11 protein-coding genes and 2 pseudogenes are annotated in these 13,915 nt (G+C 63.7%); 10 read left to right on the forward strand and 3 right to left on the reverse strand.

The annotated features are described in order from the left end of the window. The 7 genes and pseudogenes from ACLHZ1_RS16010 to ACLHZ1_RS16040 all read left to right on the forward strand — a co-directional run. The coding region (locus tag ACLHZ1_RS16010) for a transposase (RefSeq protein ID WP_146054095.1) at window positions 1–275 on the forward strand (275 nt) is incomplete at its 5' end. A 567-nt stretch (window positions 276–842) separates the two neighbouring features. Beyond that, window positions 843–2,525 carry a potassium-transporting ATPase subunit KdpA gene (gene kdpA, locus ACLHZ1_RS16015; protein ID WP_427262885.1) on the forward strand — a complete coding sequence of 561 codons (1,683 nt, stop codon included), beginning with the start codon at window positions 843–845 and terminating at the stop codon, window positions 2,523–2,525. A gap of 64 nt (window positions 2,526–2,589) precedes the next feature. Continuing rightward, window positions 2,590–4,647 (forward strand): potassium-transporting ATPase subunit KdpB, encoded by a 2,058-nt coding sequence (gene kdpB, locus ACLHZ1_RS16020; RefSeq protein ID WP_427262886.1) that lies wholly within the window; start codon window positions 2,590–2,592, stop codon window positions 4,645–4,647. A 90-nt stretch (window positions 4,648–4,737) separates the two neighbouring features. Then, the gene (locus ACLHZ1_RS16025) at window positions 4,738–5,262 is read left to right on the forward strand and encodes a potassium-transporting ATPase subunit C (RefSeq protein WP_427262887.1); all 525 of its coding nucleotides are present in this window, start codon (window positions 4,738–4,740) and stop codon (window positions 5,260–5,262) included. Next, window positions 5,255–7,834, forward strand: a pseudogene (locus ACLHZ1_RS16030) (DUF4118 domain-containing protein); the annotation flags it as partial. The gene ACLHZ1_RS16025 and the pseudogene ACLHZ1_RS16030, both read left to right, overlap by 8 nt. Before the next feature lie 55 nt (window positions 7,835–7,889). Then, window positions 7,890–8,573: a response regulator gene (locus ACLHZ1_RS16035; protein WP_427262888.1), complete on the forward strand. Its 684-nt coding sequence runs from the start codon at window positions 7,890–7,892 to the stop codon at window positions 8,571–8,573. A 525-nt stretch (window positions 8,574–9,098) separates the two neighbouring features. Next, window positions 9,099–9,437 (forward strand): annotated as a pseudogene (locus tag ACLHZ1_RS16040) (helix-turn-helix domain-containing protein); the annotation flags it as partial. On the opposite strand, the gene ACLHZ1_RS16045 reads toward ACLHZ1_RS16040, so the two are convergent. Then, complete coding sequence (locus ACLHZ1_RS16045) at window positions 9,367–9,600, reverse strand: hypothetical protein (protein WP_427262889.1); 234 nt, start codon at window positions 9,598–9,600, stop codon at window positions 9,367–9,369. The pseudogene ACLHZ1_RS16040 and the gene ACLHZ1_RS16045 overlap by 71 nt on opposite strands. A 283-nt stretch (window positions 9,601–9,883) precedes the next feature. On the opposite strand from ACLHZ1_RS16045, the gene ACLHZ1_RS16050 reads away from it, so the two are divergent. Continuing rightward, window positions 9,884–11,137, forward strand: coding sequence for a valine--pyruvate transaminase (locus ACLHZ1_RS16050; RefSeq protein WP_427262890.1), 1,254 nt, complete (start codon window positions 9,884–9,886; stop codon window positions 11,135–11,137). Between the two features lie 86 nt (window positions 11,138–11,223). Here the strand turns inward: ACLHZ1_RS16050 and ACLHZ1_RS16055 are convergent, their stop codons facing one another. Together ACLHZ1_RS16055 and ACLHZ1_RS16060 are read right to left on the reverse strand one after the other, a co-directional pair. Further along, window positions 11,224–11,664 (reverse strand): Hsp20 family protein, encoded by a 441-nt coding sequence (locus ACLHZ1_RS16055; RefSeq protein ID WP_427262891.1) that lies wholly within the window; start codon window positions 11,662–11,664, stop codon window positions 11,224–11,226. A 93-nt stretch (window positions 11,665–11,757) separates the two neighbouring features. Then, on the reverse strand, window positions 11,758–12,171 hold the full coding sequence (locus tag ACLHZ1_RS16060; RefSeq protein WP_408795817.1) for an Hsp20 family protein: 414 nt from the start codon (window positions 12,169–12,171) through the stop codon (window positions 11,758–11,760). A 522-nt stretch (window positions 12,172–12,693) separates the two neighbouring features. On the opposite strand from ACLHZ1_RS16060, the gene ACLHZ1_RS16065 reads away from it, so the two are divergent. Then, window positions 12,694–13,398 carry a helix-turn-helix transcriptional regulator gene (locus tag ACLHZ1_RS16065; protein WP_427262892.1) on the forward strand — a complete coding sequence of 235 codons (705 nt, stop codon included), beginning with the start codon at window positions 12,694–12,696 and terminating at the stop codon, window positions 13,396–13,398. A 69-nt stretch (window positions 13,399–13,467) separates the two neighbouring features. Further along, the gene (locus ACLHZ1_RS16070; RefSeq protein ID WP_427262920.1) at window positions 13,468–13,845 is read left to right on the forward strand and encodes a VOC family protein; all 378 of its coding nucleotides are present in this window, start codon (window positions 13,468–13,470) and stop codon (window positions 13,843–13,845) included. The last annotated feature ends 70 nt before the right edge of the window (window positions 13,846–13,915 follow it).

The following is a 13,915-nucleotide window of genomic DNA, read 5'->3' on the forward strand; positions in this document are numbered from 1 at the left end:
ATGTGGACTGGCTGATCGCCGAGCGCCCCGGCAAGGTAAGAACCTTGAAACAGCATCCACGCAAGAACAAAACGGCCATCAACATCGAATACATGAAAGCCAGCATCCGGGCCAAGGTGGAGCACCCGTTTCGCATCATCAAGCGGCAGTTCGGCTTCGTGAAAGCCAGATACAAGGGGTTGCTGAAAAACGATAACCAACTGGCGATGTTATTCACGCTGGCCAACCTGTTTCGGGCGGACCAAATGATACGTCAGTGGGAGAGATCTCACTAAAAACTGGGAATAACGCCTTAAATGGCGAAGAAACGGTCTAAGTAGGCTGATTCAAGGCATGTACGGGAGAAAAAATCGGCTCAAACATGAAGAAATGAAATGACTGAGTCAGCCGAGAAGAATTTCCCCGCTTATTCGCACCTTCCCTAACAATTTAACTCCCCTGTTTTTGACCAGTAGACCTTAGGGACTGTCGTCCTCCTCGCCATTTCTCTCGCAAAACCGGCGTTTTTTACGCCGATTTTACGCCTGTCCCCGGGCGCTTTATGGCGCCTTTACGCCGGTTTTACATACCCTTTTCAGCGTCAATGACACCTTCGGGATCGACACGGATTTGCATCGATCCCTGACGCTAATTACCTCAACGGAGTCGTTATGAATTGGCTATATCTGCTGCTGGTCCTCGCCCTGATGGGCTATCTGCTGCGCGCACTCACGCGCACCCATGAGTGAGGGACCTGAAAATGCGGCAAGTAATTATCCATCCGGTGGCCTGTGAGCAGCCGGGCCTCGCGGGCTATCCAATGCGTGCACTGATGCACTGCGACCACGAGCGAGGGATCTGACATGTGGCAAGAAATCCTCTATCCGGCAGCCTTTGTGCTGCTGGTACTGCTGCCGGCGCCCCTGCTTGGCAACTACCTGTACCGGGTGTTTGAGGGGCAGACCCGCTGGCTCGCGCCGGTCGAGCGCGCCACCCTGGCCTGTTGCGGCACCGATGGTCGGGAGCAGGACTGGAAGAGCTATGCCCTCAGCCTGCTGGCCTTCAACGGCGCCGGACTGGGACTGCTGTTCCTGATCCTGATGGCGCAGGGACTGTTGCCCCTCAACCCGCAGCAACTGCCCGGGCTGAACTGGCAACTGGCCTTCAACACCGCCGTCAGCTTCATGACCAACACCAACTGGCAGGCCTATTCCGGCGAGGCCAGCCTCTCCTACTTCAGCCAGATGGTGGGACTCACCACCCAGAACTTCGTCTCCGCCGGGACGGGGGCGACCGTGGCCATCGCCCTGTTTCGCGGCCTCTCCCGCCAGCAGACCCATCACATCGGCAACTTCTGGCGCGACCTGGTGCGTTTCTGCCTCTATGTGCTGTTGCCCATGGCGCTGGTAATGGCCCTGCTGCTGGTGTGGCAAGGGGTGCCTCAGAGCCTCGCCGCCTACCTGCCGTTCCAGGGCCTGGAAGGCCAGGATCAGCTGCTGCCGCTGGGCCCTGCCGCGTCGCAGATCGCCATCAAGCAGCTCGGCTCCAACGGCGGTGGCTTCTTCGGCGTCAACTCGGCCCATCCGTTCGAAAACCCGACCGCCTTCAGCAACTGGCTGGAGATGGTGGCCCTGCTGCTGCTGCCCGCCGCCCTGGTCTGCACCCTGGGCCGTTACGTGAAGGATGCGGGCCACGGCCGCGCCATCCTGGCGGCCATGACACTGCTGCTGGTGCTGGGGCTCGCCGTCACCATCAGCCAGGAGCTGAAGGCGGATCCGAACCTGGCCCAGCTCAGTGATCAGGCTGGCAACTGGGAGGGCAAGGAGAGCCGCTTCGGCCCCGTGCTGTCCGGCATCTGGGCGGTGGCGACCACGGCCGCCTCCAACGGATCGGTCAACGCCATGCACGACAGCTTCACCCCGCTGGGTGGCATGGTGGCCATGGTCAACATGCTGCTGGGCGAGGTGGTGTTCGGCGGCGTCGGCGCCGGCATCTACGGCATGATGCTGTTCGTGCTGCTGACCGTATTCCTGTGCGGCCTGATGGTGGGGCGCACCCCGACCTATCTCGGCAAGCGCCTCGGCATCACCGAGATGAAGTGGGTGGTTGCCAGCATGCTGGTCATGCCGGTCGGGGTATTGGTGATCGGCGGCCTCACCCTGCTGTTGCCCGGCGCGCAAGCCGTGATCGGCCACGAGGGGCCCCACGGCCTGTCCCGGCTGATCTATGCCTATGCCTCGGCGGCGGGCAACAACGGTTCCGCCTTCGCCGGCTTCGGCGCCGGTGACAACTGGCAGTGCATCGCCATCGCCCTGGCCATGCTGCTGGGCCGCTTCGGCTACATCATTCCTGTGCTCGCCATCGCCGGTCAGCTCGCCCGCGCGCCTCGCCTGGATGCCGGAGAGAGCGAGTTTCCGATCCGCGGCCCGCTCTTCATCACGTTGCTGATCATCACAGTCCTGCTGATGGGGGGTCTCTCCTTCCTGCCCGCGCTGGCACTGGGCCCCCTCGCCGAGCAGCTGAGCCTGGCTCAGGGGGGCTTCTGATGAACGCCCTCTCCAATACCTTGCAGATGCCAACGGCCAACCTTTTGATACCGGGAGCTTTTCAATGAGCAAGTCCGTCTCGATGACAACCCACACCGACAAGGTGAAGGGTAAAAAACCAGCCTCGCAGACAGCGCAGGCCATGGTGGAAGCCCTCTACCGCTTCAATCCCAGGGCGTTGATCGGCAGCCCCATACTGTTCACCCTCTGGCTGGCCGCCATGATGGCTACAATAGAGTCCCTTCTGGGCCAACCCCTGTCCGGGGTCGCCCCCGGTCTGGCCTGGCAGCTGACCGCCTGGCTCTGGCTGACTCTCTGGTTTGCCAACTTCGCCGAGACCCTGGCCGAAGGCCGTGGCAAGGCCAGAGCCGACAGCCTGAAGGCGGGCATGAGCCAGCTCAAGGCGCGCCGGGTTGCCGATAGCAGAGACGATCAGGGGGAATGGGTGCCCGCCACCAGCCTGCGCAAGGGGGACCTGGTGCTGGTGCGCAGCGGCGAGATGATCCCGGCTGACGGCGAGGTGATCGCCGGCATCGCCTCGGTCAACGAGGCCGCCATCACCGGGGAGTCCGCCCCCGTCATCCGCGAGTCCGGCACGGACCGCAGCGGCGTGACCGGCAACACCACTGTGGTCTCCGACGAGATCTGGGTGCGGGTGACCAACAACCCAGGGGAGAGCACCCTCGACAGAATGATCGCGCTGGTGGAAGGAGCCAAACGCCAGAAGACCCCCAACGAGATGGCGCTGGACGCCCTGCTGGTGGGACTGACCCTGATCTTCCTGCTGGTGGTGGCCACCCTGCCCTGGTTCCTCACCTACAACGGCAGCCAGGTGCCTAGGCTCTATCTGATTGCGCTGTTCATCACCCTGATCCCGACCACCATAGGCGGCCTGCTCTCCGCCATCGGCATCGCCGGCATGGACCGGCTGGTCAAGCTCAACGTGATCGCCAAGTCGGGCCGCGCGGTGGAGGCCGCCGGCGACGTGCGCACCCTGCTGCTGGACAAGACGGGCACCATCACCTTCGGCAACCGCATGGCGGACGAGCTGATCCCGGCCCCCGGGGTCGATCCGACCCTGCTGGCCCAGGCCGCCATGCTGGCGTCGCTGGGTGACAATACCCCAGAGGGCAAGTCCATCCTGACCCTGGCCGGCAAGAGCCTGATCCAGCCGAGCCAACTGGAGAGCGATGAGCTGATCCCCTTCAGCGCCGAGACCCGGCTGAGCGGCCTGAACCGCAACGGTCATCAATATCGCAAGGGGGCGGTGGATGCGGTGCTCGCCTATCTCGCCCTCGACGGCAAGGGGCTGCCCGAACCCATTCGTCAGGCGGTGGACAGGATTGCCCGCCAGGGCGGCACCCCGCTGCTGGTCTGCACCCAGGATCGGCTGCTGGGCGCCGCCTACCTCAAGGACATCATCAAGCCCGGCATCAAGGCCCGTTTCCAGGTGCTGCGCCACATGGGGATCCGCACCGTGATGATCACCGGGGACAACCCGCTGACCGCCGCCGCCATCGCCGCCGAGGCCGGGGTGGATGACTTCATCGCCGAGGCGACCCCGGAGAAGAAGCTGGCCTACATCCGCCAGGAGCAGGCGGACGGTCGCCTGGTCGCCATGTGCGGTGACGGCGCCAACGACGCCCCGGCCCTGGCCCAGGCGGACGTGGGCCTAGCCATGAACGAAGGCACCCAGGCCGCCAAGGAGGCGGGCAACCTGGTGGATCTGGACTCCAACCCCACCAAGCTGCTGGATGTGGTGTTGGTGGGCAAGCAGCTGCTGGTGACCCGGGGCGCCCTGACCACCTTCTCCATCGCCAACGATCTGGCCAAGTATTTCGCCATACTGCCGGCCCTGTTCGTCGCGGCCTATCCCCAGCTCGATGCCCTCAACCTGATGGGCCTCGCCAGTCCAGAGAGCGCCATACTGTCGGCCATCATCTTCAACGCCCTCATCATAGTGGCCCTGGTGCCCCTGGCCCTGCGCGGGGTGGACGTGAAGGGCACGGCGGCCCGCCTGCTGCGCCGCAACCTGCTGATCTACGGGCTCGGTGGCCTGCTGGTGCCCTTTGTCGGCATCAAGATCATCGACCTCGCCATCACGGGCTTCGGCCTGGTGTGACGCCATGACAAGGATGCAAGGGCGCGCACGGCGCCGAAGCGAGCAGGCGCCCCTTTGCATCCCATCCCCCTTCAGCCGTAAGGAAATACCATGATTGCGATTAGAACCCTGCTGACCCTGACCCTGCTGCTCGGCGTCGGCTACCCCCTGGCAGTGACCGGGCTGGCCCAGCTGCTCTTCCCCTGGCAGGCCAACGGCAGCCAGCTCGTCGACAAGGACAACAGGGCCCTGGGCAGCGCCCTGCTGGCCCAGTCGTTCGAGCGAGCGGACTACTTCCACTCCCGCCCCTCCGCCAGCGACTTCACCACGGTCGGCGGTGGCGGCAGCAACCTGGGGGTGAGCTCGCCCCAGCGTCACGACTTTGCCGGGCAGCAGGCCGGGACGGCCAGGGAACTCTCCCCCAGCCTGCTGACCCGCTCCGGCTCCGGGCTGGATCCCCACCTGCCGCTGGATGCGGTGCTGAGTCAGGTGAGCCGGGTCGCCCAGGCCAGGGCGCTGGATCCCGCCCGTTTGACGGCCCTGGTCAAGTCCCGGGTGGAAGCTGGTATCCTAGGGCCGCAGGTGATCAATATTCTCGAGCTGAACCTGGCACTCGATAAGGAAAAGGATGCGTGATGAGCAGCGGGCCGACGCCCTGTTGGCCAGCCTGGCAGAAGGCAGCAAGGGCAGGCTGAAGGTCTTCCTCGGCGCGGCCCCCGGCGTAGGCAAGACCTACGCCATGTTGCAGGCGGTACGGGAGCAGGCCAGGGAGGGGGCCGACATCCTGATCGGCGTGGTGGAGACCCATGGCCGCCAGGAGACCCTGGCCCTGCTCGACAAGCTGGCCATACAGCCGCGCAAGACCCACCTGCATCGCCAGCAGCGGCTCGACGAGATGGATCTGGATGGCCTGCTCGCCCGCAGGCCCGCCATCGCCGTGGTGGACGAGCTGGCCCACAGCAATGCCCCCGGCAGCCGCCACGAGAAGCGCTGGCAGGATGTGCGGGAGCTGCTCGATGCCGGTATCGACGTCTACACCACCCTCAACGTGCAGCACCTGGAGAGCCTCAACGACCTGGTGTGGCAGCTGACCGGGGTCAGGGTCAGGGAGACCCTGCCCGATCGGGTGCTGCTGGAGGCGGACAGCCTGGTGCTGATAGACCTGCCCCCCAAGGAGCTGCTCGATCGGCTGCGCGAGGGCAAGGTCTATGTGCCGCAGCAGGCCATGGCCGCCCTGCACTCCTTCTTCTCCCTCAACAATCTGACCGCATTGCGTGAGCTGGCGATGCAGACCGCCGCCAGCCATGTGGAGGGGGATCTGCAACTGCAGTGGCAGGCGGCGGGCAAGAGCACCCAGCCCCTGCGGGGCAAGCTGATGGTCTGCCTGGGCGAGCAGCATGGCTCGGCCCTGGTCCGCCACGGCCACCGCCTCGCCCAGCGCCGCCAGCTGCCCTGGCTGGTGGTCCATGTGGACAGCCGCGGCCAGCGATCCGCCGAGCTGGAACAGGCCCTGGCCCTGGCCGCCCAGCTGGGGGCCAAGGTGCTGACCCTCTCCAGCCCGGCGGTGGCCGATACCCTGCTGGAGACCGCCGCCCAGCAGCAAGCCTCGCAACTGCTGCTGGGCAAGCCCCACAAGGCGCCCTGGCGCCGCTCCCTGGTGCAGCACCTGATGCAGCGGGCCCGGGGGCTGGAGATCAGCCTGGTGGACACAGGCCCCCGGCAGCCAGGCCCCCTGCTGCGCCCATCGCCCCGGGGTCAGCTCAGCCAGAGCCTGCTGGCGGTCGCCATCATGGCGGTCACCTCCGCCATCGCCTGGGGACTCTCCCACTGGCTGCCCGCGGCCTCACTGCCGCTGCTGTTCGTGCTCGGGGTGCTGGCCACGGCGCTCTCCACCAGCCAGCTGCCGGCGATCCTGGCTGCCATCCTCGGCTTTCTCGCCCACAATCTGCTGTTCACCGTGCCCTACTTCTCCCTCACGGTACACAGCCACAGCGACCTCTTGACCCTGCTGGTGCTGCTCATCGTCGGCATGGCCGCCGGGCGGCTCGCCTCCCGTCAGCGCCAGCAGCTGATAGGGCTGCGCGAGACCCAGCAGCTCGGCACGGCCCTGCTCTCCCTCAGCCAGGAGCTGGCCAGCGCCAACAGCCCGGAGGAGGTGCTAAGGCAGGGGGCCCAGGCCATCTCCCTGGCCCTGGCCCAGCCCGCCTTCGCCATCGACAGCCTCTATCAGGGACGCGCCGGCCCGGCCCCCTCTCCGCCGGGCCAGACCGACAAGGCCGCCATCGACTGGAGCCTCTCCCGCCAGCAGAGCGCCGGGGCCCACACCGCCACCCTCAATGCCGCCCTGGCCCAGTATCACCCCCTCACCGGCGAGCTGGCCCTCGGCATCCTGCTGGCTCAGCCCCTCAGCGCCTCGGCCGAGCACCAGTTGCAGGCCCTGCTCACCGACATCCGCGCCGCCCTGGCCCGCATCGAGCTGAACGAGCGGCTGGCCCAGAGCCAGTGGCAGGCGGAGACGGACAGGATGCGGGCCGCCCTGCTCTCCTCTGTCTCCCACGATCTGAAGACGCCGCTGGCCGCCATCATGGGTGCGGGCAGCACACTGCTCGAATACGGGGACCGGATTGGCCGGGAGGACAGGGACGAGCTGCTCCACTCGGTGCAGGAGGAGGCCCAGCGCCTGCACAGCTATGTGCAGAACCTGCTGGACATGACCCGGATCGGCTCCCCCGACTTCCAGCTGAAGCGGGAGTGGGTGGATCTGACCGAGCTGGTGGAGAGCGCCCGCCGCCGGCTGGATGCCTCCTGGCGCCAGCACAGCCTGCTGATCCACCTGGACCAGGCGCCGCCCCGCCTCTATGTCCACGGCGCCCTGCTCGAACAGGTGCTGGTCAATATCCTCGACAACGCCTCCCGCTATTCGCCGGCGGGCACCCCCATCGAATTTCGCGTCATGCTGGCCGAACCGGATCTCATCATGGATGTGATCGACATAGGGGTCGGCATCGCCGCCGCGGACAGGGACAAGATCTTCAACCTCTTCTATACCCAACCTGTCGGGGATAGCGGCAGCCGTGGCACCGGCCTTGGCCTCGCCATCTCCCGCGCCATGGTGGAGGCCCATGGCGGCCGCATCTGGGCCTTCGCCGGCCCCAATGGCAACGGCACCTGCATGCGCATCTCCCTGCCGCTGGCCCTCAATGCACCGGACCCGGAGGAAGAGACAGAGACGAGCGGCTCGGACCCGAGCCCCAGGAGGCCAGATGGCTCATATATTGGTCATTGATGACGAGATCCCGATCCGGCGCTTCCTGCGCATCAGCCTGGTGGCCGAGGGGCATCAGGTGAGCGAGGCGGCCAGCGTGCAGGAGGGGCTCAGCCAGTATCGCCACCTCAATCCCGACCTGGTCATCCTCGACCTCGGCCTGCCCGACGGCGATGGTCTGGCCGTGTTGCAGGCCATACGGGCCCACCACCCTCACCCGGTGCTGATCCTGTCGGCGCGGGATTCCGAGCAGGAGAAGGTACGCCTGCTGGACGCGGGAGCCAACGACTACATGAGCAAGCCATTCGGCATCGGGGAGATGATGGCCCGCATCCGGGTGCTCTTGCGCCAGCGGGCCGGGGTCAGCAGCGGCGACCGCCGCCACTTCCCCCACTGCGGCCTCACCCTGGAGATTGGCAGCCACAAGGTGAGTCTGGCAGGAGAGGATATCTCCCTGTCCCGCAAGGAGTTCGCCCTGTTGCAGGCCCTGGTGTGTCACCCCGGCAAGCTGGTGATGCAGACCCAGCTGCTCACCGAGATCTGGGGCCCCAGTCACAAGGAGGATACCCACTACCTGCGCATCGTCATCGCCAGCCTGCGCAAGAAGCTGGGAGATAACCCCCAGCAACCCTTCCTGATCGAAACGGAACCCGGTATCGGGTATCGCTTTATCGGCAGTTGATGTTGCACAAAGAAGCTGGGCGGCAACATTCCCAGCAACCCTTCCTGATCGAGACGGAGCCCGGTATCGGTTATCGCTTTATCGGCAGTTGATGTTGCACAAAGAAGCTGGGCGGCAACATTCCCAGCAACCCTTCCTGATCGAGACGGAACCCGGCATCGGTTATCGCTTTATCGGTAGTTGATGTTGCACAAAGAAGCTGGGCGGCAACATTCCCAGCAACCCTTGCTGATCGAAACGGAACCCGGTATCGGGTATCGCTTTATCGGCAGTTGATGTTGCACAAAGAAGCTGGGCGGCAACATTCCCAGCAACCCTTCCTGATTGAAACGGAACCCGGTATCGGTTATCGCTTTATCGGCAGTTGATGTTTCACGTGGAACGGCGCCGACTGCACCAGAGTGCCAACAGGCCGCAGCCCGTGATCAGCACACCGAGATCCTGCAAGTCGGCCGCCACGGCCAGCCCCAGGCCGAGCAGCAGGTAATAGGCCAGCCCGAACAAGGCACCGGCGCTGCCCGCCACCTCCCGATAGGCCTGCAGGGCCTGGCTGAGCACATCGGGAATGGCGATGCCGAACGCGGTGCCAGTGAAGACATAGACCACATCCTCATGAAGGAGACCGGCATGGGCTATCAAGCCTGGCGTCAGCAGTGGTGCCCGCTGCGGGTCATGGAGTTGCTGGCAGAAAGCGAGCCCATCAGCCGGGTGGCCGCTGCCCTGGCGTTCTCCAGCGACAGCGCCTTCATCGGCGTCTTCAAGCAGCATACGGGGCAGACGCCCCTGCGCCATCTCAACTCTCGGGATGAGTCGCCACGGCGGGACTCGCCTCCACCACCAGGGTATCCAGGGCCAGCGGCCTGAGGTTGCGGATGGCCTCGCGCACCAGCTCCCGGGACGCTTGCAACTGCTGCGCCCGGATCTGCTGGTGCAGGCTGGCCAGATCCAGCTCGGGTCGGCTGACCTCATCGGCCATGGCGGTCAGACTCAGGGTGCTCAATATCAGGGTGGCGATCAGGCTCTTCATCTTGCATTCTCCGGTGGTGGTCCCTATAGACTCCCTGACTATTCCAATAGTCATGCCATAATCACAACACACTGATATAAAACACATTTATGTAAAACCGCGATAAGAATAGCCAAGCGAGACTCGACATCGATACGGCTTTACGCCAACAAATGGTGAATTTTGCCATGGCATCCATGAGGGGCTCGTTCCACGTGGAACAGGGGATATTTTTCATCGACACCCGCTTTTGAACTGAGCTAAGGTGCTACATCCCCGTTACAGACTCTGGATGCATTACCGAATGGAATTTTCCTTGTTCGGCGAGAAGTTCACTCGCCACGCCGGCATTACCCAACTCATGGATGACCTCAATCAGGGGCTGCTCAATCCGGACGCCATCATGCTGGGCGGCGGCAATCCGGCCCCCATCCCCGCCATGCTGGAACGCTTTCAGGCCGAGGCCAGGCAGCTGCTCGACAACGGGGAACTGATCAAGGCCATGGCCAACTACGATGGCCCGCAAGGCAAGGACAGGTTCACCAAGGCCCTGGCAGCCCTGCTCAGCAAGGAGCTGGGCTGGGACATCTCGGCCCGCAACATCGCCCTGACCAACGGCAGCCAGAACGCCTTCTTCTATCTGTTCAACCTGCTGGCCGGCGAGTTCGCCGATGGCCGCAAGAAGAAGGTGCTCTTCCCCCTGGCCCCCGAATACATCGGCTATGCCGACTCGGCCCTGGCCGAGGATCACTTCGTCGCCTACAAGCCCACCATAGAGAAGCTGCCCGACGGCCAGTTCAAATACCATGTGGATTTCGAGAGCCTGGAGGTGGGCGATGATATAGGGGTGATCTGCGTCTCCCGCCCCACCAACCCCACCGGCAACGTGCTGACCGATGAAGAGATAGACCACCTGGATCAGATCGCCCGCGACAAGAGGATCCCGCTGCTGATCGACAACGCCTATGGCGTGCCCTTCCCCGGCATCATCTTCAGCGAGGCCAAGCCGTTCTGGAATGCCAACACCATCCTCTGCATGAGCCTCTCCAAGCTGGGGCTGCCGGGCACCCGCTGCGGCATCGTCATCGCCGACGAGAAGATAGTCCAGGCCATCACCAACCTGAGCGGCATCATCAACCTGGCACCGGGCAGCCTGGGGCCGGCCATCACCATCCCCATGATAGAGAGCGGCGACATCATCGCCCTGAGCGAGCAGGTGGTGAAACCCTTCTACCAGCAGAAGGCCGACTTCGCCGTGCAGCTGCTGCGAGAAGCGATCCCTGACCCGCGCTTCCACATCCACAAGCCGGAGGGCGCCCTCTTCCTCTGGCTCTGGTTCGAAGGCTTGCCGATCCACTGCCAGGTGCTCTACGAGCGACTCAAGGAGAAGAACCTGCTGATCGTCCCGGGCCACTACTTCTTCCCCGGCATCGACGATCCCGAGTGGCGCCACAGCCAGGAGTGCATCCGCCTCAACTACGCCCAGAGCGAAGACCTGGTGCGGCGCGGCATCGCCATACTGGCGGACGAGATCAATGCCCTCTACGGAGCCGGCTAACCCAATCCGGCGATACAAAAACAGAAAGGCCTGCGATTGCAGGCCTTTCTCGTCTCTGTCAGGCACCCCGGCCTGACATTCCCGGCTTAGCTCGGCAGCGCCAGCTGATCGGGTTTGCCAATGGGGATGGCGCGGGGCTTGAGCGCCTCCGGCAACTCCCGAGCCAGATCTATGGTCAGCAGACCATGCTCCAGCCGGGCCCCCTGCACCTCCACGTGCTGGCTCAGCTTGAAGGCGAGCTCGAAATCGCGCTCGGCGATCCCCTGGTGGAGGAACTGGCGTTCACCGGCCGCAGCGGCCTTGCGCCCCTTCACCTTGAGGGTGCCGTTTTCGGTCTCCAGCTCCAGCTCTTCACGCTCGAAGCCAGCCACGGCGACCGTGATGCGGTAGCCGTCATGGTCCCGCTTCTCGATGTTGTACGGGGGGTAAGCGGCGGTCTTCTGATCGAACAGGCCTTCCAGCTCACGGGCCATCCGCTCGAAGCCGACGGCATTGGAAGAGAGGTGAGAAAAATCGAGGTTACGCATGATCCTATCCTTCTAACAAGCAACAGGTTTGACTCTCCACGGGCCCGTCATCGGCACCCGGGAAGCAGATAAAAACACTGAGAGTTCAGGCTATCAGCCGTTGATCGCAATCTTGCGCGGCTTCATCGCCTCGGGCACTTCACGGGCCAGTTCGATGTGCAGCAGGCCATTTTTGAGATCGGCCCCTTTCACCCGCACATAGTCGGCCAGCTGGAAGCGGCGCTCGAAGCCGCGTTCGGCTATGCCCTGATAGAGATAGTGACGCTCGGTGTCGGCCTGCTTGTTGCCCTTCACCGTCAGCAGATTTTCCTGGAAACTCAGCTCCAGCTCTTCCTGGGTAAAGCCCGCCACCGCCATGCTGATGCGGTAGTCGTTGTCACCCAGTTGCTCGATGTTGTAGGGGGGATAACCGGCATTGCCATTGCTGGCCGCAGATTCGATGAGATTGGCCAGACGATCGAAACCAATGGCAGAACGATAGAGCGGAGAAAAGTCGATAGAACGCATAGTATTACCCTCTTGTGAGCGATAACGGATTGTTTGCCCTCCTGATGGACGGGCGCCTGGTCGAAACCTCTGTCGAGCGTTCCGGCCTTGTTACCTATATAGGGGCTCACTTTTTCCTTTCAAGGGAAAAAATAGAAAGAAATTTTTGGTCACCCGTCAAAGCCGATGATGGCCCGATTGATGTGATATTCGGCCCGCGGGCCACTCATCCCCTGATCTGCTGCGCGCCATACTGGTTGCCCCCCAACCAGAAACCGGAGCACACCATGCAAGTTACCCAGGTTCCCTCAGGCTCAGCCAGGAGTTGCTGGAATCCAGCTCCCATACCATGGAGTGCATCACCGAACTGGTGGGCCTCAGGTCTGCCGCCATACTGCGCCAACACTTTCGTGCCCGCTTCGGCGCATCGCCGAGTGAATGGCGCCGATCTTTTAGTGGCAACAGGGAGTGAGCCGCTCTTCTCACCCTGTTCCGGCTCGCCCAAACATGGCACCCTAACCGCAGATCCCAAGGAGCCATGCCATGTCCCGTTCCGAACGCCTGCTGGCCCTGCTCCAGCTGTTGCGCGGTCACCGTTACGCCATCACCGGCACAGAGCTGGCCAGCCAGCTTGGCATCAGTCTGCGCACCCTCTATCGGGATATCGCCACCCTGCAGGCTCAAGGCGCCCATATCGAAGGTGAGCCCGGTATCGGCTATGTGCTACGCCCTGGTTTCATGCTGCCCCCGCTGATGTTCAGCGAGGAAGAGCTGGAAGCCCTGGTGCTGGGTTCACGCTGGGTCGTCGCCCACGGTGACAGCGCCTTGAGTGCATCTGCCAGCAGTGCACTGGCCAAGATAGAGGCTATGCTGCCCGCCGAATACCGCCAACAGCTCCAGGCCAATGCCCTGCTGATCGGCACCTCCCGCAGCGACAGCCCAGTCGATGAGGCTCCCCTGCGCAGCGCCATCCGCCAGCAGCGCAAGGTGACCCTGAGCTATCGCGATCTGAAAGAGGAGCTATCTGAGCGCACCGTCTGGCCATTTGCTCTCGGCTACTTCGAGCAGGTGCGGGTACTGGTCGCCTGGTGCGAACTGCGCCAGGGCTTTCGTCACTTCCGGGTCGATCGCATCGCCTGGATGCAGCTGGAAGATAACCGCTATCCCAAGAGCAGAGAGAGCCTGCTGAGAGAGTGGCGTGCTACCCAGCAGATCCCGCAACCAAAATTCATTGCTGACAGAAACTGACAGCAGGTAGCGCCATGCTGACGGGGTCGGCGCAAATGCGCCCTCCCCGAATCAAGGAGCGTCACCATGTTGTCAGTCCCACCGTTCACCATTCTCTATGTCTCCAACCCAGCCCGTAGTGCCCTCTTCTATCGCGAGCTATTCGGTCACCCGCCGGTAGAGGCGTCCGCCACCTTCGCCATGTTCGTGTTCGAATCGGGGGCCAGGCTGGCGCTCTGGGCCAGCGCCACGGTCGAACCCGCCGTGACCCAGGTCGCCGGCGCCATGGAGCTGGCCTTCCCCCTGCCCGACGAGGCCAGCGTCGATTCCGGCCTGGTCGAGTGGCAGACCCGTGGCCTGACCATCATCCAGCAGCCCACCCGGATGGCGTTTGGATACACCGCCATGGCGCTGGATCCCGATGGCCACCGCCTGCGCCTCTACAACCTGGCACCCGAACTGGGCTGAGTCGCTACCATCAACATCAAGGCGGTTTCATGTTTCACGTGGAACGTGTCATTTCCCCGCCCCTGAAAAC

The organism is Aeromonas sobria (assembly GCF_050266975.1).
GTDB lineage: Bacteria > Pseudomonadota > Gammaproteobacteria > Enterobacterales > Aeromonadaceae > Aeromonas > Aeromonas sobria_B.